Source organism: Halomonas sp. 3H, from assembly GCF_024206005.1.
GTDB lineage: Bacteria > Pseudomonadota > Gammaproteobacteria > Pseudomonadales > Halomonadaceae > Halomonas > Halomonas campaniensis.
In genome coordinates this window covers 3,588,281-3,611,109 of record NZ_CP100360.1, presented here as the reverse complement: position 1 = coordinate 3,611,109, position 22,829 = coordinate 3,588,281, and the positions used below count along the sequence as shown (strand labels likewise).

Below are 22,829 nucleotides of genomic sequence, written 5' to 3'. Positions count from 1 at the left end.
AATATTCTCATCACAATGTCAGGATAGCCGCTCCCCGAGGGCCGTGGTTGATCTGCGTCAAAGTGTCACCACCAGCGCGTCCCGTGTCTCGCAGGGCTTGCCGTGGCGCAGCGCGAGGCGCCGCTCGGTGAGGTTCATCACCACCCCGAACAGGGTCTCCATGCGCTCCTCGGCGGGCTGGGCGGGGTTGAAGTGGCGGCAGATCGACAGCGGCTCGCCGTGGTGGTCGGCGAGGACCTCGAACAGCGCTGCCTCGTCCATCGCCGCCTCGGGCACCAGCGCCTCGCGCAGCAGCGCATCCAGCCGTGCCAGGCGCGGCTGCGAGTCGGCCCGGGGGAAGTCCTCCACCTGGCGGGTGGCGCCTGGGGCGTAGAGGTGGTTGGTGTGGGTGACCACGCCGCCCGCGGCCTCGAGCCGGCCCGGCTCGCCCGGGTGCACCTCGAGCCCGACGGCCTCGCCCTGCGCACTGGCCACCAGGAAGTGGGCGGGGGAGCAGACCCGGTCGCGGCTGGCCACGGCCAGGGCGCCGGCCATGTCGGGGCTCTCGAGGATCTTGCGCAGCGCCACGTGGATCGGCAGCCCCTCGCCGCAGGTTCGGGAGCGGATGGCGTTGAGGCAGACGCCGATGCCGTGGGCGTTCATGCCGATCTTGGCGACCATGCCGGCCTCGCCGACGCTGACCAGCGGGGCGTGGTCCTGCCCGCTGATCTTCAGCGCCACCACGTTGTGCAGCTGGTCGGTGCGCCAGTCCCAGTTCTGGGCCAGCCACTGGGTGCCGGCACGCGCCAGGGCGAAGGCGGAGCAGCCGCCGCTGGCGCGGGTCAGCGAGATCTCGCTGCGGCAGTTGAGGGTGAGGATGTCGGCCGGCTCGACCCCGGCCCCCTCGGCGATGCCGGCCATCTCCTCGAGGATCGCGGGGAAGCCGCGCTCGATCATGGCGCCGAAGCGCTCCGCCTCGCGGCGCGCCTCGGCCCAGCGGATGCCGACGAAATCGTGGAACAGCCGGTCGTAGACCTCCAGGCTGCGCTGGATCAGCGGGGCATGGGCCCGTCCGTGGGCCTGGCCGACCTCGCGGCGGGTGCCGGAGAGCTCGGTGAGGGTGAGGATCTGCTGTTGCATGCCTAGAGCGCCTCCTCCAGCAGGTCGAGGAAGGCGGCCCAGGACTTCTGGTCGGCCCGCTCCTGATAGGCGTCGATGCCGAACACCGTGAAGGCGTGGGGGGCGCCGGAGTAGACCTGGATCTCGTAGGTCGCCTCGGCGGCCTCCAGCTCCTCGGCCAGGGTGGCCACGTCACTCATGGGGATGGCGCTGTCCGCGCCGCCGTGGGCGATCAGGATGGGACCCACGTCTTCCGGCCAGCTCTGTCCCTCCGGGGTGGCCAGGCCGCCGTGGAAGCTGGCGTAGCCGTGCACCGCCTCGGCCTCCTCGGAGCGGGCGAGCTCCAGGGCCACGGCGCCGCCGAAGCAGTAGCCCATCACCACCGCCGCCTCGGCGGCGCCACGCTGGCGGGCCTCGGCCAGGCCGGCAAGGGTGAGGGTGCGCATGCGCTCGCGGTCCTCGTAGAGCCGGGCGGTCTCGCTGCGCTTCTTCTCGATCTCCTGGGGGCGGTTGCCCTGGCCGTAGAGGTCGGCGGCGAAGGCGTCATAGCCCTGCTCGGCCAGCATGTCGGCGCGGCGGCGCTCGTAGTCGTCCAGGCCGTCCCAGTCGTGGATGATCAGCACGGTGCCGCGGGACTCGCCCTCGGCGGTGGCGAGATACCCTTCGAAGGCCTCGCCGTCGACCTCGTAGACGAGGTCCTCGCCCGCGGGGACGAAGGCGTGGGCGGTGCCGGCGGCGAGGCCGAGGGCGGCGAGGGCCAGGGTGCTGTTGATAAAGGCGGCGGGGATCAGCGGGCGCATGGCGGTTCCTTGTGCAGGGGAAGGGGGCCTTCAGTATAGGCAGAGCCCCCGCGGTGCCCGCCAGTTCCCTGGCCGCGGGTTGAAGGCGCGCCCCGGAGCGTTGGCAAAGGGGGCTTGAGTTTTCCTCGCGGGGCTTCCAGATTGAGGAGGGAAATTTCGCCACAAACCGCAGGAACAAGAACATGAAGAAGAGCGTACTGTCGATGGCGGTAGCGGCCTCCGCCCTGGCACTGGCCGGTGCCGCCCAGGCCGAAGTGAAACTGGGCTTCCTCGGTGGCTTCACCGGGGGGATCGAGAGCCTCACCCCGCCGATCTTCGATGGCGCCCAGCTGGCGGTGCAGCAGGTCAACGAGCAGGGCGGCATCCTGGGCGGCCAGGAGCTGGTGATCCCCAGCGGTGACACCACCTGCTCCGACGCCTCGGCGGCCTCCAACGCGGCGGACCGCATGGTCAACACCGAGAACGTCACCGCCATCGTCGGCGCCCTGTGCACCGGCGCGACCATCGCGGCCGCCAACAACGCGGCCATTCCCGGCGGGGTGGTGATGGTCTCGCCCGCCTCTACCGCCCCGGCGGTCAGCGAGCTGGACGACAATGACCTGGTGTTCCGCACGGTGCCCTCCGATGCCTTCCAGGGCGAGATGCTCGCCAAGCTGCTGCTCGACAAGGGCATCGACTTCGTGGCGGTCACCTACGTCAACAACGACTACGGCCGCGGCCTGTCGGATGCCTTCTCCGAGGCCTTCGAGGCGGGCGGCGGCAGCGTGGCCGAGAACCTGGCCCACGAGGACAACCGCGCCGACTACCGCTCCGAGCTGGGCAGCCTCTCCGCCAGCGGCGCCGAGACCCTGGTGGTGCTGGCCTATGCCGACACCTCCGGCCAGACGGTGCTGCGTCAGGCCTACGAGAGCGGCATGTTCACCCAGTACGTGGGCGCGGACGGCATGGTGGGCGACAGCCTGGTCGAGGCGATCGGCGCCGACGTGCTGGACGGCATGATCGCCACCCGCCCGGGCAGCCCCGACCTGCCGGGCACCGATATCTTCAACGCGGCGGCCGAGGCGGCCGGCTTCGATCCCAGCGCGGTGTTCGCCGCCCAGGCCTATGACGCCGCCTTCCTGCTGGCCCTGGCCATCGAGCAGAACGGCAGCGCCGAGCGCGAGGGGCTCTCCGCGGCGCTGCGCAGCGTCTCCAGCGCCCCGGGCGAGGTGATCCTGCCCGGCGAGTGGGAGAAGGCCGTGGAGCTGATCGCCGCCGGCACCGAGATCAACTACGAGGGCGCCTCCGGCACCCACGAGTTCGACGAGAACGGCGACGTGCCGGGCGTGGTGGTCGAGATGGTGGTCGAGGATGGCCGCTTCACCAGCAAGGGCTTCGTCGAGCCCTGAGCGCATCGCGCCGAGCCAGCCAGAGCGCTAACGAGAAGGCCCCGGTGGAAACCCACCGGGGCCTTTCACGTTCTAGCCTCTCTACCCGTGGTGCTTGACCTTCTCGGGTAGCAGTCCCTTGGGCGCGAAGCGCAGCACCAGGGTGATCAGCAGGCCGATCACGAAGACCCGGGCCTGCAGGGCGCGGCTGTCCATGTTGGCCGGAGCGTCCCAGCCGAAGGCCCCCTCGCCGACGCTCACCGCCAGCTGCATCAGGAACAGCGCCAGCGGCTCGGACATGATCCAGATGATGTAGACCGCCACGGCACCGAAGATGGTGCCGAGGTTGTTGCCTGGCCCGCCCAGAATCACCATCACCAGTACCAGGAAGGTGTGGTTGAGGGGCAGGTAGCCCTGGGGATCGAAGAGGCTGTTGAAGGTGGTCAGCGCGCCGCCGCCGACGCCCATCAGGATGCAGCCGAGCACGAAGATCTCCAGCCGGCGGCGATTGATGTCCTTGCCCATGGCGGCCGCGGAGGTCTCATTGTCGCGGATGGCGCGGATCATGCGGCCCCAGGGGGCGTGGTAGGCGCGGTGCAGCAGGAAGAAGATCACCGCGATCATCACCGCGGTGATGGAGAGGTAGGCCGCCCGGGCCAGGGTGAAGCCCAGCTCCGCCGGACCCGGGGTGGGCCAGGGCAGCGGCGAGACGGTAGCGGTGCCGCGGGTCAGCCAGTCGGAGTTCTTGAGGAACGCCTTGATGATCTCGGCGATGCCCAGGGTGGCGATGGCGAGGTAGTCGCTGCGCAGGCCCAGGCAGATGTGGCCGATGAAGTAGCCCACCGCCCCGGCCAGGGCACCGCCGACGATCCAGCCGGTCCAGGCGGGCAGGCCCAGGCCGCCGACGAAGCCGGCCCGGGACTGGATCTCACCGGTCACCTCGCGCATCAGGCTGATCACCACCAGGTAGAGCACCACGCCCAGCACCACGGCGATGAGGGTGCGCAGCCGCTTCGGCACGCCCAGGCGGTCGAGCCGGGTGGCGCCGATCACCACCAGCACGGCGGCCACGCCGTAGAGCAGCACCCGGCCCAGCTCGCCGGGCAGCTCGCTGCCCCAGAAGGCGTCGTTGACCGGCACGCTGAAGAACATGGCGCAGAAGCCGCCCAGGGCCACGAAGCCCATCACCCCGGCGTTGAACTGCCCGGCGTAGCCCCACTGGATGGTCAGGCCCAGGGCCAGGATGGCGTAGCAGGCGGCCTCCACCAGCATGCGGGTGCTGTAGGCGGTGCCCATCATGGCGTAGACGCCGAGGATGGCCACCAGCAGGGCGGCGAACAGGACCACCTCGCGCACGGGGAAGCGCGACGGGGTGTCGACCAGATCCTCGCGGCGCTTGTCTTGAGTGCTCATCAGATCACCTTCCCCTTGAACAGACCGGTGGGGCGCCACACCAGGATGGCGACCAGGATGAAGAAGGGCACCACGATCTTGTACTCGGTGCCGACGAAGGCCAGGTTGCCGGCCTGGGCGAGCCACTCGGGCAGGCTGTCGCGGAAGGGGCGCAGCAGCACTGCCCAGTTGAACACCGCCAGGGTCTCGGCGAAGCCCACCACGAAGCCCCCGGCGATGGCGCCGTAGGGGTGGCCCACCCCGCCGACGATGGCCGCGGCGAAGATCGGCAGCAGCAGGAAGAAGCTGAGGTCCGGCTTGAAGGTCACGTCCAGCGACAGCAGGGTGCCGGCGATGGCGGCCAGGCCCCCGGCGATCACCCAGGTCACCGCCACGATGGTGTTGGTGTTGATGCCCGAGGCGCGGGCCAGGTCGGGGTTGTCGGACATGGCGCGCATCGCCTTGCCCAGCCGCGAGCGGTTGAGGAAGAGGTGCAGCCCCACCACGCAGGCGAAGGTCAGCACGAAGAGGATGATCTGCGGCTCGGTGATCACGATGGGCGCACGGACCCCCTCGAAGGGCAGCGCGAGGCGGAAGATCTCCTTGCGCTCGCCGATGTAGAGGCTCTGGCCGCTGGTGCCGGCGAACAGGCGGATCAGCCCCTGCAGCATCAGGGTGACGCCCAGCGAGCCGATCACCATGACGATGGGCTTGACCCCGTGGGCGCGCAGCGGCTTGTAGAAGGCCTTGTCGATGCCCACCGCCAGCAGCGCGGTGAGCGCCATGGCCAGCGGCAGCATGACGATGGCGGTGGGCAGCCCCACGGCCGCGCCGACCCCCGGGAAGGCCGCGGTGAGCAGCAGCACCATGAAGGCGCCGAAGGTCATCATGTCGGCGTGGGCGAAGTGGGCGAAGCGCATGATGCTGAACACCAGGGTCACGCCCACGGCGCCGATGGCGTAGATCGAGCCGGTCACGCTGCCGGCGATCACCACGTTGTTGATGAAGAAGACGAGTTCGTTCACGAGGTTGTTTCTCCCTGCTCCGGGGCTCAGCCGCCCAGGAAGCTCCTGGCCACTTCCGGGTCCGCCAGCAGCGCGGCGCCGGTATCGGTGAAGCGGTTCTGGCCGGCGGCCAGCACGAAGCCCTTGTCGGCGATGGCCAGCGCCTGCTTGGCGTTCTGCTCCACCATCAGGATGCCGACGCCGGCGGCGTTGATCTCCTTCACTCGCTCGAAGATCTCGTTCATGTAGAGCGGCGAGAGGCCGGCGGTGGGCTCGTCGAGCAGCAGCAGCTCGGGCTCGGCCATCAGCGCGCGGCCCATGGCGACCATCTGGCGCTGGCCGCCGGAGAGCTCGCCGGCGGGCTGGTGGCGCTTGTCGTAGAGCGGCGGGAAGAAGTCGTAGACCTGCTTCAGCATGCGCCGGGTGTTCTGCGGCTTGAGGAAGGCGCCCATCTCCAGGTTCTCCTTCACCGAGAGGCTCGGGAAGACGTTCTTCTCCTGGGGGATGAAGCCCATGCCCCGCTGCACCAGCTTGTTGGGCGGCAGGTTATGGATCGGCTCGCCGCGCAGCAGGATCTCGCCCTGGCTGACCGTCAGCAGGCCGAACACCGCCTTGAGCATGGTGGACTTGCCGGCCCCGTTGGGCCCGACGATCACGCCGATCTCGTCGGCCTCGATGGCCATGTTCACCCCGTTGAGGATGTTCATGCCGCCGTAGCCGCCATGGACGTCGCGTGCTTCGAGTAGTGGCATCGTGGGTGGGTCTCTGCGTACGTTGTTCTTGAGTTGTCGTGGTGGGGCCGGGCGCGGGGCCGCGCTGGAACCCCTAAGGCTGCGTTGGAACCCTCAGGCCAAGTTGGAGCCCCTCAGGCCACGTTGGAACCGAAGTAGGCCTCGATCACCTCGGGGTTGTTCTGGATCTCCTCGATGGTGCCCTCGACCATCACGCTGCCCTGGGCGAGCACGATCACCGGGTCGCAGAGCCGGGCGATCATGTCCATGTCGTGCTCGATGACCAGGAAGGTGTAGCCCATCTCGCGGTTGAGGCGTTCGATGTTCTCCACCAGGTCGCCGAGCAGGGTGCGGTTGACCCCGGCGGCGATCTCGTCGAGCAGCACCACCCGGGCATCGGTCATCATGGTGCGGCCCAGCTCCAGCAGCTTCTTCTGGCCGCCGGAGAGGTTGCCGGCCAGCTCGTTGCGCACGTGGTGCAGGCCGACGAAGTCGATCACCTCCAGCGCCCGGCGGCGCACCTCGGCCTCCTCGAGGCGCACCAGCCCGGGCTTGAGCCAGGCGTTGAACAGGCTCTCGCCGGCCTGGCGCGGGGGCACCATCATCAGGTTCTCCAGGGCGGTCATATGGGAGAACTCGTGGGCGATCTGGAAGGTGCGCAGCAGCCCCTTGTGGAAGAGCGCGTTGGCCGGGCGGTTGGTGATCTCCTCGCCGTCGAGCAGCACCTGGCCGCTGTCCAGGGGCAGGGCGCCGGCGATGATGTTGAACAGGGTCGACTTGCCGGCGCCGTTGGGGCCGATCAGCCCGGTGATCGAGCCCTTCTCCACCGAGAGCGAACAGTCGTTGATGACCCTGAGGCCGCCGAAGGCCTTGTGGACGTGTCTGACCTCGATCATGGGTGTCATGGGGGTATCCGCTGAAGTGGTCATGGCTGTGTTGTCATGGCTGTGCCGTCATGGCCGCGGGCGGCGGCTCAGCGCTCCTGGCTGTCTTCCACCAGGAAGGTGCGCCCGGCGGCGAAGGCGCCGACGATCACCACCGCGCCGATCGTCGGGATCAGGTAGCCCTCCACCTGGGGGATGCTGCGCAGGAAGACGAAGGCCACGGCGGCCGGGGCGACGAAGCGCACCAGGAAGCGCCAGATGGCGAACCAGGTCTCGTTGGTGCGCATCTCCTTCATCACCTCGCTGTGGGTCAGCGCCCAGCCGGCGAACAGCGCGATCAAGAGGCCACCCAGCGGCATGAAGATGTTGGTCAGCAGCTCGATGAAGTCGAAGGCGCTGCGGCCGAACAGGGTGTGGAAGATCGTGCCCTCGGCGTAGATGTTGAAGCTGACCACGGTGAGCAGCCCCAGCGCCCAGCTGGCCACCACCATGGCGAACACCGCCTGGGGGCGGGTCATGTCGAAGCGCTCGACCAGGAAGGCCGCCACCGGCTCGATCAGCGAGATCGAGGAGCTGATGGCGGCGCCCAGCACCAGGATGAAGAAGACGCCGCCGATCAGCGCGCCGAGGGGCATCTCGGCGAAGGCCAGCGGCAGGGTGACGAACATCAGCCCCGGACCCTGGCCGGCGTCGAGGCCGGCGCCGAACACCAGCGAGAAGATCGCCAGGCCGGCCACCATGGCCACGGCGGTGTCGACGATGGCGATGGCGATGGCGGTGCGGGTCAGCGAGGAGTCGCTGGACATGTAGGCGCCATAGGCCATGATCGCCCCCATGCCGAGGCTCAGGGTGAAGAACGACTGGCCCATGGCGGCCAGCCAGCCCTCGAGACTCAGGTCGGCGATGTTGAAGGTGAACAGGAAGCTGGCCGCGGCACCGAAGTCGCCGTTGGCCACCCCGTAGCCCAGCACCAGCAGCAGGATCACGAACAGCGCCGGCATGATGATGCGCAGGCCGCCCTCGATGCCCTTGTGGATGCCCATGCCGACGATCAGCCCCGAGGCGATGATGAACAGGGTGTGGTAGAGGGTGAGCAGGGCCGGCGAGGCGAGCAGGGCGTCGAAGCCGGCGCCGATGGTCTCGGCATCGGCACCGGCCAGCGAGCCGGTGAGCATCTGCCAGGTGTAGTGGATGGCCCAGCCGGCGATCACCGAGTAGAAGCTCAGGATCAGGAAGGCCGAGGCGGCCCCCAGCCAGCCGATGGATTCCCAGGCCCGCGAGGTGTTGTGGGTGCGGGTCAGGAAGCGCATGCCCATGATCGGGCTGCGGCGGCTGTTGCGGCCGAGCATGGTCTCGGCGATCAGGATGGGGATGCCCACGGCGAAGATGGTCAGGGCGTAGATCAGGATGAAGGCACCGCCGCCGTTCTCGCCGGTGAGGTAGGGGAATCGCCACAGGTTGCCGAGACCGACCGCCGAGCCGACGGCGGCCAGCAGGAAGGTCCCCTTGTGGGTCCAGACGTTGTGCGTGCTCATTGAAGCTCCCGGGACTCGAGTCGTGTGGCCTTGTGGGCCCGTGCCGCAACTGTGCGACAAAAGCCTGCCGGGAGCCAGTCATCCATCGTTTAGGATGCGTTAAGTTCGCCGATGGTGTTGGCTTTCGCTATCGGTCCTCGGGGGTCTCGTCGTCATCCTCGGCGCTGCCGGGGCGGGGCTCCAGGGCGCGGGATTCGTCGGGTAGGCGCACGGTATCGCCCAGGTTGAGCTTGCCGTGGGACTTCATGCGCCGGCCGTTGTCGGTGGCGATCAGTGCCACCACCTCGCCGATGCTGGTGCCGTCCACGTAGGCCTCGACCTTGATCCGTACCACGGCGCCCTCGTGGCGCGCCGAGAGGATGTCGCCGGGCCCGGGATCCGAGTGGCCCGAGGGGTCCTTCTCGAAGTGGCGCATGACGCTGTCGGCGCCGGGGTCGTCCCACTCCACGTGCTTGTGCATGCTGCTTCTCCTTCGGGGGGCTGGTCGTTTGGGGCAGGCAGGCTATCAGCATAGAAGATTCCGGGGGCGACAACGACGACGCCCGCCGCGGGGAGTCCCGGGCGGGCGTCGTGGCGGCAGATGCCGGCGCCTTACTTCTTGCTGGCGCGCTTGCGCTCGTTCTCCTTGAGGAACTTCTTGCGCAGGCGGATGTGGTTCGGGGTGATCTCGACCAGCTCGTCGTCATCGAGGAACTCGATGGCCTGCTCCAGGGTGAACTTCACCGGCGGGGTCAGCACGATGTTCTCGTCGTTGCCCGAGGCGCGCATGTTGTCGAGCTTCTTGCCCTTGGTGGGGTTGACCACCAGGTCGTTGGCGCGGCTGTGGATGCCCACCAGCATGCCCTCGTAGACCTCGGTGCCGTGGTCGATGATCAGCTTGCCGCGGTCCTGCAGGGCGTAGAGCGCGTAGGCCAGCGCCTTGCCGTCGACCATGGAGACCATCACGCCGTTGCGGCGCTCGATGGCGGCATCGGGCTTGAGCGGGCCGTAGTGGTCGAAGCGGCTGGTGAGGATGCCGGTGCCGGAGGTCAGGGTCATGAACTGGCCGCGGAAGCCGATCAGGCCGCGGGCGGGGATCATGAAGTCCAGGCGCACCCGGCCCTTGCCGTCGGGGTTCATGTTGGAGAGCTCGCCCTTGCGGTAGCCGAGCTCCTCCATGATGGCGCCCTGGTGCTGCTCCTCGCAGTCGATGATCACCTCCTCGTACGGCTCCTGCTTGACGCCGTCGATCTCGCGGATGATCACCTCGGGGCGGCCCACGGCCAGCTCGAAGCCCTCGCGACGCATGGTCTCGATCAGCACCGAGAGGTGCAGCTCGCCGCGGCCGGAGACGATGAACTTCTCCGGGGATTCGCCCTGCTCGACGCGCAGCGCCACGTTGTGGATCAGCTCCTGGTCCAGGCGATCCTTGATGTTGCGGCTGGTGACGAACTTGCCGTCGCGGCCGGCCATCGGCGAGTCGTTGACCTGGAAGGTCATGGAGACGGTGGGCTGGTCGACGGAGAGCGGCGGCAGCGCCTCGACGGCGGCCGGGTCGCACAGGGTGTCGGAGATCGCCAGGGCGTCGATGCCGGTGATGCAGACGATGTCGCCGGCGGTGGCCTCGTCGGTCTGCACGCGCTCCAGGCCCATGTGGGTCATGACCTGGCCGACCTTGCCCTTGCGGGTCTTGCCGTCGGTGCCGATCACCACCACCTGCTGGTTGGGCTTCACCGAGCCGCGCTTGATGCGGCCCAGGCCGATGACGCCCACGTAGCTGGAGTAGTCCAGCGCCGAGATCTGCATCTGGAAGGGGCCGTCGAGCTCGACCTTGGGCGGCTCGACGATGTCGACGATGGCCTGGAACATGGGGGTCATGTCCTCGGCCAGCTCCTCGGGGTCCATGCCGGCGATGCCGTTGAGGGCCGAGCAGTAGATGATCGGGAAGTCGAGCTGCTCGTCGGTGGCGCCGAGGTTGTCGAACAGGTCGAAGATCTGGTCGATGACCCAGTCGGGGCGCGCGCCGGGGCGGTCGATCTTGTTGACCACCACGATCGGCTTGAGGCCCTGGTCGAAGGCCTTCTGGGTGACGAAGCGGGTCTGCGGCATGGGGCCGTCCACCGCGTCCACCAGCAGCAGCACCGAGTCGACCATGGACATCACGCGCTCGACCTCGCCGCCGAAGTCGGCGTGTCCGGGCGTATCCACGATGTTGATGTGGAAGTCCTTGCCGGCGCTATCCTGCCAGCGGATCGCCGTGTTCTTGGCCAGGATGGTGATGCCGCGTTCCTTCTCCTGGTCGTTGGAGTCCATGATGCGCTCCTGCCCCTCGGCCTTGCGGTCCAGGGTGCCGGACTGGCTGAGGAGTTTGTCGACCAGGGTGGTCTTGCCGTGGTCGACGTGAGCGATGATGGCGATGTTGCGAAGATTCTCGATCACGACGGGATCCTGCTGGGAAAAATCGGGGACGCATTATAGAGGCTGGGCCATGGCCCCTACCAGCGTTGTCGCAGGAAGATTGCCGCCGGCTCGACCGTTTCACGCCTTTTCAATGCTTTGGCGGCTGCGCTCAGCGGGCGGTGGACGCCACCCGGGCGCCGCAGGCCCGTAACCGCTCGACCAGCTCCGGCAGGGCGCTGGCCTCCAGTTCGGGGTCGAAGCCGCCGATGCGCTCGAACCACTCCCTTGACAGGCACAGGGCGTCGCAGCTCGGGCTGCGCCGCAGGCGGGCCAGCAGGCCGGCGAGACGTCCGCTGCTGCCGGCCGGCAGCAGGACGGCATCGTGGGTCTGGGCGATGATCCCGCTGGCCAGGCCAATCAGGATGTGCCGAGGCGGCGTGCGCTTCGCCACGGGGATCAGCACCACCACGCCGGAGCAGTGCAGAACGGCGGCATTGAGGCGCGCGCCGAGCGGCCCGGCCGGGCAGGGTACCCGCAGGGCGCCATAGCGCCTGGCGATGGCGGGCAGGCGCGGATCGCGGGTGTCGTCGGCCACCACGAGGTTGAAGCGGGGCTGCGCGCCATCGTCGCCGTCCGCCAGGGCAGCGAGCTGCCTGGGGAGCCGGGCGCCCGAGGTGCGGGCGTCGATGAGGATGCAGCCAGTGAAGGAGGTCATGCGAGCTCCGTGGGACGTGCCGCCGAGTCGATTATTCCGGTGGCGCGGGCTGAGGCTCGCTGCCGGGATATGAGGTGTAAGGAATTGTAGCCCTGAGTGTAGAAAGGTTTCAAAGCGCCGGCGGGTGAATTTTCCGGGCTGCCCGGCACGATAGTGGCCGTGCCGGCGCATGGAGCCGGGCATCAGACGCCGATCCCGAGGGTCCGGTCCGCCACCTTGCCTCCTGGCGGTGCAACGGCGGTGCTTTATGCACCATGAGCGTGCAATACGCGGCGCTCGTCGGGCAGGGAGCGGTGGCCCGATCGTCCGTCGGTTCAGGATGGTGCGTCGAGGGAAGGGGCAAAGGCCTTCGGGATCAATTCATTAGCTTCTTTCCGCCACTCCGGGGTGCAGAGTTGGCACGCCCCCTGCATTGTTTTGGACAGTGCCAGGCTTCGGCCTGGCGGTCGTGGGCAGCGGGCCTGCGGCGTGCTAAACATGGTGCCGGGGTGCCCGGCACCAGCGGATTCCAGGATCCCGACATTTACCCCGAGCCAAGCTCAACGTGGAGGACACCATGTCTGCCAAGACTCTCGCCCTGATTGAAGAACATGACGTCAAGTGGGTCGACCTGCGCTTCACCGATACCCGCGGCAAGGAGCAGCACGTCACCATTCCCGCCCGTGACGTCGACGAGGAATTTTTCGAGAACGGCCAGATGTTCGACGGCTCCTCCATCTCCGGCTGGAAGGGCATCAACGAGTCGGACATGATCCTGCGCCCCGAGGACGGCACCGCCTACCTCGACCCCTTCACCGAGGACGCCACCCTGGTGCTGCGCTGCGACATCATCGAGCCGGCCACCATGCAGGGCTACGAGCGTGACCCGCGCTCCATCGCCAAGCGCGCCGAGGCCTACCTGCAGTCCACCGGCCTGGGCGACACTGCCTTCTTCGGCCCGGAGCCCGAGTTCTTCATCTTCGACGAGGTGCACTGGAAGTCCGACATCGAGGGATCCATGTACAAGATCACCTCCGAGGAGGGTGCCTGGTCCACCGATCGTCCCATCGAGGGCGGTAACCTGGCCCACCGTCCGCGGGTCAAGGGTGGCTACTTCCCGGTGCCCCCGGTGGACAGCTTCCACGACATCCGCGGCGCCATGTGCAACACCCTGGAGGCCATCGGACAGACCGTCGAGGTGCACCACCACGAGGTGGCCAACGCCGGCCAGAACGAGATCGGGGTCAAGTTCAACACCCTGGTCAAGAAGGCCGACGAGGTCCAGGAGATGAAGTACGTGATCCACAACGTGGCTCACGCCTATGGCAAGACCGCCACCTTCATGCCCAAGCCGCTGGTCGGCGACAACGGCAGCGGCATGCACGTGCACCAGTCCTTCTGGAAGGATGGCGTCAACCAGTTCGCCGGTGACGAGTACGCGGGCCTCTCCGAGATGGCGCTCTACTACATCGGCGGCGTCATCAAGCACGCCCGTGCCCTGAACGCCTTCGCCAATGCCTCCACCAACTCCTACAAGCGCCTGGTGCCGGGCTTCGAGGCGCCGGTCATGCTGGCCTACTCGGCCCGCAACCGCTCCGCCTCCATCCGCATCCCCTACACCGCCAGCCCCAAGGGCAAGCGCGTCGAGCTCCGCTTCCCGGACCCGACCGCCAACCCCTACCTCTGCTTCGCGGCGATGCTGATGGCCGGTATCGACGGCATCAAGAACAAGATCCACCCCGGCGACGCCATGGACAAGAACCTCTACGACCTGCCGCCGGAAGAGGGCAAGGCCGTACCGACCGTGGCCCACAGCCTCGACCAGGCCCTGGAGGCACTGGACCAGGACCGTGCCTTCCTGACCGAGGGTGGCGTGTTCACCGACGACATGATCGATGCCTACATCGAGCTGAAGATGGAGGACGTGGAGCGCATCCGCATGACCACCCATCCGATCGAGTTCGACATGTACTACAGCTGCTGATGACGCTCGCCGCTTCCCGATGCGGGAGCGGCACGTCAACGGCATCGGCTCGTTGAACGCAGAAGGGGTTCCGCCATGGCGGAACCCCTTTGTTATGTACACTATCCAAGGAACAGGTTCGGGATGCCATATGACAGGCCGCGCCATCGGGCCGGCCGCGACGCAGGGGAATCCGCATGAACAAGGCACTCGCAGCACTGGCGCTGGGGCTCTCGGTGAGCCTGGCGGCCCAGGCGCAGACCATCTACCGCACCACCGATGCCCAGGGCAACGTGATCTTCACCGACAACCCGGAGCGGGGCGGCGAACAGGTGGAGCTCGCCCCGCTGACCGTGGTGCCCTCCACCGGCGAGGTGCGCCGTGGCGAGGCCGCGCCTCGGGTCGAGGGCAGCGGGGCGGCCGCGGCGACGGGCTCCCCCGGGCAGCCCTTCATGCCCTACGACAGCTTCCGGATCCTCTCCCCGTCCCATGAGCAGGCCTTCCCGGTGGGGGCCGCCGGCAACGTGCCGGTGGAGCTGGGCATCGAGCCGGAGCTGCGCGAGGACCACCGGGTGCGCCTGCTGGTCGACGGCCAGGTGAGCCAGACGGCGATGCACACCTCCGCCTTCATGGTCGCCAACATGAATCCCGGCGAGCACGTGCTGCAGGCCGAGCTGCTCGATGCCGGCGGCGAGGTGCGTCACCGCAGCTCGCCGGTCACCATCTATGTGCAGCGCGCCAACGTGAACCGTCCCGCCGGCGGCGATTAGTTGCCCCCTCGCTGGGCACCCTGGCCGTGGTGCCCGGACGGCAGCCCCAGGCCCTGTCACGAGCCGCCTCGTGACCGGCCCCCCTATTACCACCCCTCACCGCCCCGACCGCCGGCCCCGCCAGCCGAGGAGCCGGCGGCGCCCGGGCAGCGTGTCGTCCCGGCACCCGGGCGGATCCCCGACAACGAGCCGGAACTGCGTCGGCGTGCTCTGCGCGGTGACGACGCCTCGTCCTGATCCCTTCCGTCCGCGGCGGCGGGTCCGCCCGGGCTGGCAGTCCCCTGTGTGGTGCGCCCGATGGTGCATGCGCGGCCGGCATGCACTAGTTTGGTGCATGCCGGTGCCCGGTCGGAGAGCGACAATGCGCTGATATCGCGCTTTCCCGGAGTGGCGCGCTTCTTGCAGTACCCATGGCAATAGTGGATACGACATGGCCCGATCGATGTACCAACGCTTGATGGAACACCTGACCACGGCCGTGCTGCTGCTGGATGGCGAGCTGCGGCTGAGGTGGATGAACCCTTCCGCCGAGGCGCTGCTGGCGGTCAGCCTGACCCGCGTGAAGGGGCTGGGGCTGGTCTCGCTGATGGAGCACGAGGATGGCCTCGGCGAGGTGCTCGGCAAGGCGCGGGACGAGTTCCACCCCTTCACCCAGCGCGAGGCGCGCCTGGTGATGCTGGGCGGCGAGACGCTGACCGTGGACTACACGGTCACCCCGCTCTCGGAGGACGAACTGCTGCTGGAGATCGAGCCCCGCGATCGCCTGATGCGCATCTCCCGGGAGGAGGCGCTGATGACCCGCCAGGAGACCATCAAGGTGCTGACCCGCGGGCTGGCCCATGAGGTGAAGAACCCCCTGGGGGGCATCCGCGGCGCGGCCCAGCTGCTCGAACGGGACCTGGACGACCCGGGGCTCAAGGAGTTCACCCGGATCATCGTCGAAGAGGTGGACCGCCTGCGCGACCTGGTGGACTCCATGCTCGGCCCCAACCGGGTGACCCGCCACGATCCCCTCAACGTCCACAAGGTGCTGGAGCGGGTGCGCTCGCTGCTGATCGTGGAGCACCCCGAGGTGTGGATCGAGCGCGACTACGACCCCAGCCTGCCCGACCTCGCCGGTGACGAGGCGCAGATGATCCAGGCGGTCCTCAACGTGGCGCGCAATGCCGTGGAGGCGATGACCGAGGCGGGCACGGCCGAGCCGCGGCTGGTGCTGCGCACCCGGGCGCGGCGCCAGTTCACCCTGGGCGCCGAGCGCCACCGGCTGGTCTGCGAGGTGGGCATCATCGACAACGGTCCGGGCATTCCCGAGGCGCTGCAGGAGACCCTGTTCTATCCCATGGTCTCCGGCCGCGCCGACGGCAGCGGCCTGGGCCTCTCCATCGCCCAGGCGATCCTGCACCAGCACCAGGGCCTCATCGAATGCGAGTCCGTGCCGGGCCAAACCGAATTCCGACTGCTGATTCCGCTGGAGAAGCGCCATGACTGACGCCGCACGCGTGGTGATCGTCGACGACGACCGCGCCATTCGCTGGGTGCTGGAGCGCGCCCTGGCCCAGCCCGACCTCGAGGTGGAGTGCATCGAGCGCGCCGATACCGCCCTGCAGCGCCTGCTGGATAACCCACCCGAGGTACTGGTCACCGATATCCGCATGCCGGGCATCGACGGCCTGGACCTGATGGCCCGGGTGCGGGAAGCCCACCCGGACCTGCCGGTCATCGTGATGACCGCCCACTCCGACCTCGACAGCGCGGTGGCCTCCTACCAGGGCGGCGCCTTCGAGTACCTGCCCAAGCCCTTCGACGTGGATGAGGCCCTGTCGCTGGTGCGCCGCGCGGTGGCCCATGCCCGCGAGCGGAAGCGGCCGGTGAGCGTGCCCGAGGGGCTCGACGCCGAGATCATCGGCGAGGCGCCGGCCATGCAGGAGGTGTTCCGCGCCATCGGCCGGCTGTCGCACTCGCACATCACCGTGCTGATCAACGGCGAGTCCGGGACCGGCAAGGAGCGGGTGGCCCGGGCCCTGCACCAGCACAGCCCGCGGGCCGGCCAGCCGTTCATCGCCCTGAACATGGCGGCGATCCCCCGGGACCTGATCGAGTCCGAGCTGTTCGGCCACGAGAAGGGCGCCTTCACCGGCGCCACCGCCCAGCGGCAGGGGCGTTTCGAGCAGGCCAACGGCGGCACCCTGTTCCTGGACGAGATCGGCGACATGCCCGCCGAGACCCAGACCCGCCTGCTGCGCGTGCTGGCCGACGGCGAGTTCTACCGGGTGGGGGGGCACACGCCGGTGAAGGTGGACGTGCGGATCATCGCCGCCACCCACCAGAACCTCGAGACCCTGGTGGACGACGGGCGCTTCCGGGAGGACCTCTTCCACCGCCTCAACGTGATCCGCGTGCACCTGCCGAAGCTGGCCGAGCGGCGCGAGGACATCCCGCGGCTGGCCCGCCACTTCCTGGCCGAGGCCGCCAAGGAGCTCTCCACCGACATCAAGGTGCTCACCCCCGAGGCCGAGACCCACCTGACCCGCCTGCCCTGGCCGGGCAACGTGCGCCAGCTGGAGAATACCTGCCGCTGGCTGACGGTGATGGCCTCGGGCCGCGAGATCCTGGTGGAGGACCTGCCGCCGGAGCTGCGCGACTGCGACGGTGGCACCGCCCCCAGCGGCGACTGGCGGACGGCCTTCCGCGACTGGGCCGACCGGGCCCTGGCCGCGGGGCATACCCACCTGCTGGAGGAGGCCGTCCCGGATTTCGAACGCATCCTCATCGAGACCGCCTTGCGCCATACCGGCGGGCGCAAGGGCGAGGCGGCCGAGCTGCTCGGCTGGGGGCGCAACACCCTGACGCGTAAATTGAAGACCCTGCTGCCGGCGCTGGCGGACGGAGAGTAGGCTGAGCGCCAAGCGGTCATGAGAGGACGCTAGCCGAGCAGACGCCGTGACAGCAGCCGCTGCATGTCGCGGCGACTGTGGGCAATCAGGTAGACGATGAGGCGCTCGTCATGCTGGCGGTAGAGGATGCGCACCGGCGGCTCGATGACCTGGCGATACTCCCGGATGCCCAGTTCCAGCAGCTCGCGGGGATGGCTGCCGCGCTCGGGATGCTGCCCCAGCGACATGATGCGCGCTTCGATGGCGGCGAGCAGCTGCTCGGCCGCAGGGGGCGAGTCTTCGGCGATGAAGTCGCAGAGCTCACGAAGGTCCTCGAAGGCCGAGGCCGTGAGCTCGACCCGCAGCGCCACGGCTAGCGATCCCCGCGGCGCAGCCGATGGAAGCCCTCGGCGGCATCCAGGGTCTTGCCCTGCTCGACCTCCTGGCTGCCCAGCGCCAGGATCTTGAGCAGTGCCAGTGTCTCCTGGGTCTGCTCATAGCTGCGGATGTCCTGCACGACCATCCTGGCCTCGCCGTTCTGGGTGATCACCATGGGCTCGCGCAGCTCGTTGAGCGAGCGGGAAATCTCGGCGGCATGGGCCTTCAGATAGCTGATCGGCTTGATGTTCTCTGAGTACTTCATGGCGTCTGGTTCCGCACGGGCATGTGGACTGAATTTAGTCCGGATTTGGTGCCATGGCAACCGAGGGCTGGGCCAACGCCGTGCGCCGGGGCTGGGCGGCAATGGCCGGGGCTGCCAGAATGGGGTCTCTCAAGGAGAGACGCCCATGACGCAGATGAGCTGGGAGCGGCTGCTGGACCCGAGCCGCCTGCATGACCGGCGCGACGAGCGCCCCGGCGGCGGTCGCGACGAGATCGGTCGCAGCCCCTTCCACAAGGACCACGACAGGATCGTTTTCGCCGGCTCCTTCCGGCGCCTGGGGCGCAAGACCCAGGTCCACCCGCTGACCGACAACGACCATATCCACACCCGTCTGACTCACTCCCTGGAGGTAGGCTGCGTGGGCCGCTCGCTGGGCATGATCGTCGGCGAGCGGCTCAGCGGCCGCCTGCCCGGCTGGATCACCCCGGCGGACCTGGGGGTGATCGTCCAGGCGGCGTGCTTGGGCCACGACATCGGCAACCCGCCCTTCGGTCACGCCGGCGAGTACGCCATCCGCGACTGGTTCGCCCGCGCCGAGTCCGACGGCAGCGGCCTGCTCGACGGGCTCTCGGCGCCCGAACGCCAGGACCTGCTCACCTACGAGGGCAACGCCCAGGGCTTCCGCATCGTCACCCAGGTGGAGTACAACCAGTTCCGCGGCGGGATGCGCCTGACCACGGCGACCCTGGGCACCCTGCTCAAGTACCCCTGGACCGTGGAGCACGGCGGGGCGGCCGGCAAGTTCGGCTGCTACCAGAGCGAACGCCACCTGCTCGTCGAGGTGGCCGAGCGGCTGGGCCTGCTGCCCCGGGGCGAGGGGCGCTGGTGTCGCCACCCGCTGGCCTGGCTGGTGGAGGCCGCCGACGACATCTGCTATGCGCTGCTCGACCTCGAGGATGGCCTGGAGATGGGCATCCTGCGCTACGAGGAGGTCGCCGACGTGCTGATCCAGATCGCCGGCGGCGAGCCGGCGGACTATGCGGCCATGCAGCGTCACGGGGTCTCCCAGCGGCGGCGCATCGCCGCGCTGCGCGGGGCGGCCATGGAGCGGGCGGTGAACGACGTGGGGGCGGTGTTCGTGCAGCACGAGGCGGAGCTGCTGGGCGGGCGCCTCAAGGAGGACCTGCTGGAGCTCTGCCACCCGGACCTGGGCTGGGGGGTCAAGGCGGCCAAGCAGCTGGCCCGGGAGCGCATCTTCCAGAACGAGCGCAAGGCCAAGCTGGAGATCGGTGCCTACACGACCCTGGGCATCCTGCTGGAGGCCTTCATCGGCGCGGCCCACGAGCTCCACCATACCGGCCGCTCGACCTTCAAGCATCAGCGGGTGCTGGCGCTGATCGGTGAGAACACTCCGCGCCCCTCCTGGAGCCTCTACGACAGCTACCGGCGGATGCTGGACTTCATCGGGGGCATGACCGACCACTACGCCGTGGACCTGGCCCAGGAGATGGGGGGCCGGCTGCGGGGCGACTGAGGCCGCCCGCGGGGCGCCGTACGGTCCCGGACAGGGCCGCCGGGGGTCAGTCCGCCGCGGCGTTCAGCTGCTCCACCCGGGCGGCGCGCTCGCGCAGCGCGGCGATCGCCGCATCGTGGGCCGCCGGGTCGAACTCGCCGGGGCAAAGCTCGGCGAGGGTCAGGGAGAGGTTCTCGCCGCTGACCACCAGCAGGTCGTCGGGGGCCTCGCTGGCCTCCACGTTCCAGCCGGGTAGCGTCAGCACGCCCATCACCGGGACCTCGCGGCCGGTCTGCTGGGCCAGCCAGTCGGTCATCCAGCGGGTCAGTTCGCGGGTCCTCTCCAGCGGCTGGCGCTCGCTCCAGCCGGGGAAGCGCAGCCGCTCGCGCTCCACGTTGACCAGATTGATCTCCTGGCCGGAGGGCGTGAACGGACGGGTGCGGGCGCGGGTCTCTACCACGAAGACCCCGCAGGGGGTGACCACCACGTGGTCGATGCGGGTGCCGTTGCCCGGCACGTCGTGGAAGACGTAGTAGGGGTGGGCCTCGGGACGGATCAGCCGCGCCAGCTCCTGGCCCACCGCCAGCTCGCAGGCCAGCCCCAGCTTCAGGCGGCGAATCCGCTGGAAGTCGCGGATCAGCAGGAAGCAGTAGAGCAGCACCAGCAGCGTGCTGAGTGCCCCGTATAGGGCCCACTCGAACCAGTTCTGCTCGGTGGCGAAGAGCATCCGCCCCATGCCGTAGACCAGCGGCGCCAGGGTCACGATGGGCCCCAGGGCGCCGTTGAGGAAGAGGCCGGCAAAGGCGCGGTCGAGGCGGTCGCGCAGGGCCTGACCGGGCTCGCGGAGCTGGTGGGCATCGAACGGCGAGCGCACCCGGGCATCGTGCAGGTTGCGCAGTGCCATCACGATCACCGCCATGGCCGAGAGCGGAAACAGGAAGATCAGGGGAAGCAGGTATTCCAGCCAGGCCATCGGGATTCCTTGCCCATTCAGTGGGGAGGGTCAGGGGAGTCGTTGGCCCATTCTAGACAACCTCGACCGTCGGGGGCCATGCTCTTTCGGTTCGAGGCGCGGAGAAGGCGAGGTGCGAGTGGACATGCGAACGAATCAGGGCGGGGTCGTCGACCGGCAGGCGCTCGACGACCTGCGGGCCTTCCTCGAGCGGCATTCCGGGCTGGTGGTGCTGACCGGGGCGGGGATCAGCACCGCCAGCGGCATTCCCGACTACCGTGACCGCAGCGGCGGCTGGAAGCGCTCGCCGCCCATGCAGCACCAGCAGTTCATGGGCAGCCATGCGGCCCGCCAGCGCTACTGGGCACGGGCCCTGGTGGGCTTCCGCACCCTGGGCGAGGCACGTCCCAATGCGGCCCATCATGCCCTGGCACGGCTCGAGGCGCTGGGCCGGATCCGCGGGGTGATCACCCAGAACGTCGACGGCCTGCACCAGCGGGCGGGTTCGCGCCGGGTGATCGACCTCCACGGCCGGGCCGACCGGGTGCGCTGCATGGGCTGCGGGGCCCGGCGCATGCGTCACGACCTGCACGCCGAGCTCGCCGACCGGAACCCCCGGTGGTCGACCACCGGCGCGCGGGCCGCCCCGGATGGCGACGCCGACCTGGAGACCGACTTCTCGAGCTTCGAGGTGCCCGGCTGCACGCGCTGCGGCGATGGCATCTGGAAGCCCGACGTGGTGTTCTTCGGCGACAGCGTGCCTCGCGATACCGTCGAGCGCGCCTTCGACCTGCTGGCCGAGAGCGAGGCGCTGCTGGTGGTGGGCTCTTCGCTGATGGTCTTCTCCGGCTTCCGCTTTGCCCGGGCCGCCGCCCGCGACGGCAAGCCGATCGCCTGCCTCAACCTCGGGCGCACCCGAGCCGACGACCTCTATGCCGTGAAGCTGGAGGCGCCGGTCGAGCTGGCGCTGGACGCCCTGCTGGCCGGCCTCGAGGCTCAGCCACCGGCCAGCTTGACGGTATAGCCACGCGCCTCCAGCTCGGCCTTGAGCGTATCGCGATGGTCGCCCTGGATCTCGATGACGCCCTCCTTCACGGCGCCGCCGGTGCCGCAGCGCTTCTTCAGCGCCTTGGCGAGGGCCTTGAGCTCGGCCGCCGGCAGCGGGATGCCCGAGACGGTGGTCACCCCCTTGCCCTTGCGACCGCTGGTCTCGCGGCGGAGGCGCACGATGCCGTCGAGTTCGGCCAGCCGGGCCTGCTCGGCCTGTTCGTCACAGCGGCAGTCGGCCACCGGCTGGCGGCAGTCGGGGCAGGTCTCCCCGTGCTCGGTGGAGTAGACCAGGCCGCGAAGCTGATCCTGAAGTGAGGCCATGACAGACTCTCCCCTGCGGATGAATGAAGGCAGTGGCGGGATGATAGCGCCCGCGGCGCCCGGCTGCATCGTCGCCGGGTGTGGGCTCAGCGGGCCGTGGCGGCGCGGGAGGGCGGGTCGTTGGCGAGACGGGCGACCACCGTGGGCAGCTGGAACATGCTGGTGATCATGATGGCGCCCTCCGGGGTCTCCTCCGCGTCGGGGAAGCGGTTGAGGTGGATCACCGTCATTCCCGCAGCCAGGGCGGCACGCACGCCTACCACGGAATCCTCGATGACCAGGCACTGCGCCGGGGCAAAGCCCATCTCGCGGGCGGCGTGAAGGTAGAGGCAGGGGTCGGGCTTCCAGCAGTTGGCGACATAGGCGCTGAACAGGTGGTTTCCGAACACCGCCTCGAGGCCGGTGGCGGCCAGGGAGGTGCGGATCTTGTTCTCGGGGCCGTTGGAGACGACGCCCATGGGGTAGTCCTGAAGCAGCGCCAGCGCCTCGGTGGCACCGGCGATGGGGCGGAGCTCGCTGGCCAGGCGGCGATTGAGGTTGCTGCGCATCGTCGCCTCCAGCGGCTCGAGGCGCTCGGGGTCGACGCTGCCGTGCCGGCGCTCCAGCTCTGCCACGATGCGACGGAAGCGGGCGCCGCGGAACTCGCCCATGTAGTCGCTGGCCTGGAACGGCAGTCCCACCGCCGTCAGGGCGGTGGACATCTCGTCGGCGAGCAGCGGCTCGCTGTCGACCAGGGTGCCGTCACAGTCAAAGAGCAGGCAGAGAGGGCGTGGCATCACCAGACCTCACGGGTGTGGCCAGAGTGCATCATGTCCCTTATTAAAGCCTACTCCGGCCACTTTGTGAACAGTGTTTTCAATCTGCGGCCGGCAGTCCCAGGGCGGCCCACGCCCTGCCGA

Annotated in this window: 22 protein-coding genes; 7 read left to right on the top strand and 15 right to left on the bottom strand. The window is 68.9% G+C overall.

Annotation, left to right across the window (positions count from 1 at the left end; genetic code table 11):
• Positions 1-57: 57 nt before the first annotated feature.
• A complete protein-coding gene (locus tag NFC98_RS16640) occupies positions 58-1,119 on the bottom strand; it encodes a C45 family peptidase (RefSeq protein ID WP_254276012.1) in 1,062 nt (353 codons plus the stop codon).
• A 2-nt stretch (positions 1,120-1,121) separates the two neighbouring features.
• Positions 1,122-1,898 (bottom strand): dienelactone hydrolase family protein, encoded by a 777-nt coding sequence (locus tag NFC98_RS16635; RefSeq protein ID WP_254276011.1) that lies wholly within the window; start codon positions 1,896-1,898, stop codon positions 1,122-1,124.
• Between the two features lie 182 nt (positions 1,899-2,080).
• On the opposite strand from NFC98_RS16635, the gene NFC98_RS16630 reads away from it, so the two are divergent.
• On the top strand, positions 2,081-3,286 hold the full coding sequence (locus NFC98_RS16630; protein WP_254276010.1) for an ABC transporter substrate-binding protein: 1,206 nt from the start codon (positions 2,081-2,083) through the stop codon (positions 3,284-3,286).
• A gap of 81 nt (positions 3,287-3,367) precedes the next feature.
• On the opposite strand, the gene NFC98_RS16625 is transcribed toward NFC98_RS16630, so the two are convergent.
• From NFC98_RS16625 to NFC98_RS16590, 8 genes are all read right to left on the bottom strand, one after another.
• Positions 3,368-4,678 (bottom strand): branched-chain amino acid ABC transporter permease, encoded by a 1,311-nt coding sequence (locus tag NFC98_RS16625; protein WP_254276009.1) that lies wholly within the window; start codon positions 4,676-4,678, stop codon positions 3,368-3,370.
• Positions 4,678-5,682: a branched-chain amino acid ABC transporter permease gene (locus NFC98_RS16620; protein ID WP_254276008.1), complete on the bottom strand. Its 1,005-nt coding sequence runs from the start codon at positions 5,680-5,682 to the stop codon at positions 4,678-4,680. The genes NFC98_RS16625 and NFC98_RS16620 overlap by 1 nt, the downstream gene beginning before the upstream one ends.
• Positions 5,683-5,708: 26 nt before the next feature.
• Positions 5,709-6,413, bottom strand: coding sequence for an ABC transporter ATP-binding protein (locus NFC98_RS16615; RefSeq protein WP_254276007.1), 705 nt, complete (start codon positions 6,411-6,413; stop codon positions 5,709-5,711).
• 113 nt (positions 6,414-6,526) lie between these two features.
• The gene (locus tag NFC98_RS16610; protein ID WP_254276006.1) at positions 6,527-7,297 is read right to left on the bottom strand and encodes an ABC transporter ATP-binding protein; all 771 of its coding nucleotides are present in this window, start codon (positions 7,295-7,297) and stop codon (positions 6,527-6,529) included.
• Positions 7,298-7,365: 68 nt separating this feature from the next.
• A complete protein-coding gene (locus tag NFC98_RS16605; protein WP_254276005.1) occupies positions 7,366-8,811 on the bottom strand; it encodes a sodium-dependent transporter in 1,446 nt (481 codons plus the stop codon).
• A gap of 127 nt (positions 8,812-8,938) precedes the next feature.
• Complete coding sequence (locus tag NFC98_RS16600) at positions 8,939-9,271, bottom strand: hypothetical protein (protein ID WP_254276004.1); 333 nt, start codon at positions 9,269-9,271, stop codon at positions 8,939-8,941.
• 131 nt (positions 9,272-9,402) lie between these two features.
• On the bottom strand, positions 9,403-11,229 hold the full coding sequence (gene typA / locus NFC98_RS16595) for a translational GTPase TypA (protein WP_254276003.1): 1,827 nt from the start codon (positions 11,227-11,229) through the stop codon (positions 9,403-9,405).
• A 130-nt stretch (positions 11,230-11,359) separates the two neighbouring features.
• Positions 11,360-11,905 (bottom strand): hypothetical protein, encoded by a 546-nt coding sequence (locus NFC98_RS16590; RefSeq protein ID WP_254276002.1) that lies wholly within the window; start codon positions 11,903-11,905, stop codon positions 11,360-11,362.
• 556 nt (positions 11,906-12,461) lie between these two features.
• On the opposite strand from NFC98_RS16590, the gene glnA reads away from it, so the two are divergent.
• The 4 genes from glnA (at position 12,462) to glnG (ending at position 17,511) form a co-directional block, all read left to right on the top strand.
• Positions 12,462-13,868 (top strand): glutamate--ammonia ligase, encoded by a 1,407-nt coding sequence (gene glnA / locus NFC98_RS16585; RefSeq protein WP_254276001.1) that lies wholly within the window; start codon positions 12,462-12,464, stop codon positions 13,866-13,868.
• A gap of 176 nt (positions 13,869-14,044) precedes the next feature.
• Positions 14,045-14,617, top strand: coding sequence for a DUF4124 domain-containing protein (locus NFC98_RS16580; RefSeq protein ID WP_254276000.1), 573 nt, complete (start codon positions 14,045-14,047; stop codon positions 14,615-14,617).
• Positions 14,618-15,059: 442 nt separating this feature from the next.
• Entirely contained in the window at positions 15,060-16,106 is a 1,047-nt protein-coding gene (glnL, locus tag NFC98_RS16575; protein WP_254277868.1) for a nitrogen regulation protein NR(II), read from the top strand.
• On the top strand, positions 16,099-17,511 hold the full coding sequence (glnG, locus tag NFC98_RS16570) for a nitrogen regulation protein NR(I) (protein WP_254275999.1): 1,413 nt from the start codon (positions 16,099-16,101) through the stop codon (positions 17,509-17,511). Before glnL ends, glnG begins: the two co-directional genes overlap by 8 nt.
• Positions 17,512-17,540: 29 nt before the next feature.
• Here the strand turns inward: glnG and NFC98_RS16565 are convergent, their stop codons facing one another.
• Both NFC98_RS16565 and NFC98_RS16560 read right to left on the bottom strand, forming a co-directional pair.
• Positions 17,541-17,861: a type II toxin-antitoxin system RelE/ParE family toxin gene (locus tag NFC98_RS16565; protein WP_254275998.1), complete on the bottom strand. Its 321-nt coding sequence runs from the start codon at positions 17,859-17,861 to the stop codon at positions 17,541-17,543.
• 2 nt (positions 17,862-17,863) lie between these two features.
• Positions 17,864-18,133: a type II toxin-antitoxin system Phd/YefM family antitoxin gene (locus NFC98_RS16560; RefSeq protein ID WP_183333463.1), complete on the bottom strand. Its 270-nt coding sequence runs from the start codon at positions 18,131-18,133 to the stop codon at positions 17,864-17,866.
• 145 nt (positions 18,134-18,278) lie between these two features.
• Between NFC98_RS16560 and NFC98_RS16555 the strand changes: the two genes are divergently transcribed.
• Complete coding sequence (locus tag NFC98_RS16555) at positions 18,279-19,628, top strand: deoxyguanosinetriphosphate triphosphohydrolase (RefSeq protein WP_254275997.1); 1,350 nt, start codon at positions 18,279-18,281, stop codon at positions 19,626-19,628.
• 46 nt (positions 19,629-19,674) lie between these two features.
• Here NFC98_RS16555 and NFC98_RS16550 read toward each other — a convergent pair whose 3' ends face one another.
• Positions 19,675-20,580, bottom strand: coding sequence for a nuclease-related domain-containing protein (locus NFC98_RS16550; protein WP_254275996.1), 906 nt, complete (start codon positions 20,578-20,580; stop codon positions 19,675-19,677).
• Positions 20,581-20,704: 124 nt separating this feature from the next.
• Here NFC98_RS16550 and NFC98_RS16545 point away from each other — a divergent pair, with 124 nt between their 5' ends.
• A complete protein-coding gene (locus NFC98_RS16545; RefSeq protein WP_254275995.1) occupies positions 20,705-21,583 on the top strand; it encodes an NAD-dependent protein deacetylase in 879 nt (292 codons plus the stop codon).
• Here the strand turns inward: NFC98_RS16545 and NFC98_RS16540 are convergent.
• A complete protein-coding gene (locus NFC98_RS16540) occupies positions 21,556-21,930 on the bottom strand; it encodes a translation initiation factor Sui1 (RefSeq protein ID WP_183333471.1) in 375 nt (124 codons plus the stop codon). The genes NFC98_RS16545 and NFC98_RS16540 overlap by 28 nt on opposite strands.
• Before the next feature lie 86 nt (positions 21,931-22,016).
• Positions 22,017-22,706, bottom strand: a complete 690-nt coding sequence (locus tag NFC98_RS16535; protein WP_254275994.1) for an HAD family phosphatase — start codon at positions 22,704-22,706, stop codon at positions 22,017-22,019.
• Between the last annotated feature and the right edge of the window lie 123 nt (positions 22,707-22,829).

What these genes read in the sequence shown, in the direction of transcription:
- NFC98_RS16640 (WP_254276012.1), bottom strand. Translation starts at nt 1,119, where the DNA reads ATGCAACAGCAGATCCTCACCCTCACCGAGCTCTCCGGCACCCGCCGC.
- NFC98_RS16635 (WP_254276011.1), bottom strand. Translation starts at nt 1,898, where the DNA reads ATGCGCCCGCTGATCCCCGCCGCCTTTATCAACAGCACCCTGGCCCTC.
- NFC98_RS16630 (WP_254276010.1), top strand. Translation starts at nt 2,081, where the DNA reads ATGAAGAAGAGCGTACTGTCGATGGCGGTAGCGGCCTCCGCCCTGGCA.
- NFC98_RS16625 (WP_254276009.1), bottom strand. Translation starts at nt 4,678, where the DNA reads ATGAGCACTCAAGACAAGCGCCGCGAGGATCTGGTCGACACCCCGTCG.
- NFC98_RS16615 (WP_254276007.1), bottom strand. Translation starts at nt 6,413, where the DNA reads ATGCCACTACTCGAAGCACGCGACGTCCATGGCGGCTACGGCGGCATG.
- NFC98_RS16610 (WP_254276006.1), bottom strand. Translation starts at nt 7,297, where the DNA reads ATGACACCCATGATCGAGGTCAGACACGTCCACAAGGCCTTCGGCGGC.
- NFC98_RS16605 (WP_254276005.1), bottom strand. Translation starts at nt 8,811, where the DNA reads ATGAGCACGCACAACGTCTGGACCCACAAGGGGACCTTCCTGCTGGCC.
- NFC98_RS16600 (WP_254276004.1), bottom strand. Translation starts at nt 9,271, where the DNA reads ATGCACAAGCACGTGGAGTGGGACGACCCCGGCGCCGACAGCGTCATG.
- NFC98_RS16590 (WP_254276002.1), bottom strand. Translation starts at nt 11,905, where the DNA reads ATGACCTCCTTCACTGGCTGCATCCTCATCGACGCCCGCACCTCGGGC.
- glnA (WP_254276001.1), top strand. Translation starts at nt 12,462, where the DNA reads ATGTCTGCCAAGACTCTCGCCCTGATTGAAGAACATGACGTCAAGTGG.
- NFC98_RS16580 (WP_254276000.1), top strand. Translation starts at nt 14,045, where the DNA reads ATGAACAAGGCACTCGCAGCACTGGCGCTGGGGCTCTCGGTGAGCCTG.
- glnL (WP_254277868.1), top strand. Translation starts at nt 15,060, where the DNA reads ATGTACCAACGCTTGATGGAACACCTGACCACGGCCGTGCTGCTGCTG.
- glnG (WP_254275999.1), top strand. Translation starts at nt 16,099, where the DNA reads ATGACTGACGCCGCACGCGTGGTGATCGTCGACGACGACCGCGCCATT.
- NFC98_RS16560 (WP_183333463.1), bottom strand. Translation starts at nt 18,133, where the DNA reads ATGAAGTACTCAGAGAACATCAAGCCGATCAGCTATCTGAAGGCCCAT.
- NFC98_RS16555 (WP_254275997.1), top strand. Translation starts at nt 18,279, where the DNA reads ATGACGCAGATGAGCTGGGAGCGGCTGCTGGACCCGAGCCGCCTGCAT.
- NFC98_RS16550 (WP_254275996.1), bottom strand. Translation starts at nt 20,580, where the DNA reads ATGGCCTGGCTGGAATACCTGCTTCCCCTGATCTTCCTGTTTCCGCTC.
- NFC98_RS16545 (WP_254275995.1), top strand. Translation starts at nt 20,705, where the DNA reads ATGCGAACGAATCAGGGCGGGGTCGTCGACCGGCAGGCGCTCGACGAC.
- NFC98_RS16540 (WP_183333471.1), bottom strand. Translation starts at nt 21,930, where the DNA reads ATGGCCTCACTTCAGGATCAGCTTCGCGGCCTGGTCTACTCCACCGAG.
- NFC98_RS16535 (WP_254275994.1), bottom strand. Translation starts at nt 22,706, where the DNA reads ATGCCACGCCCTCTCTGCCTGCTCTTTGACTGTGACGGCACCCTGGTC.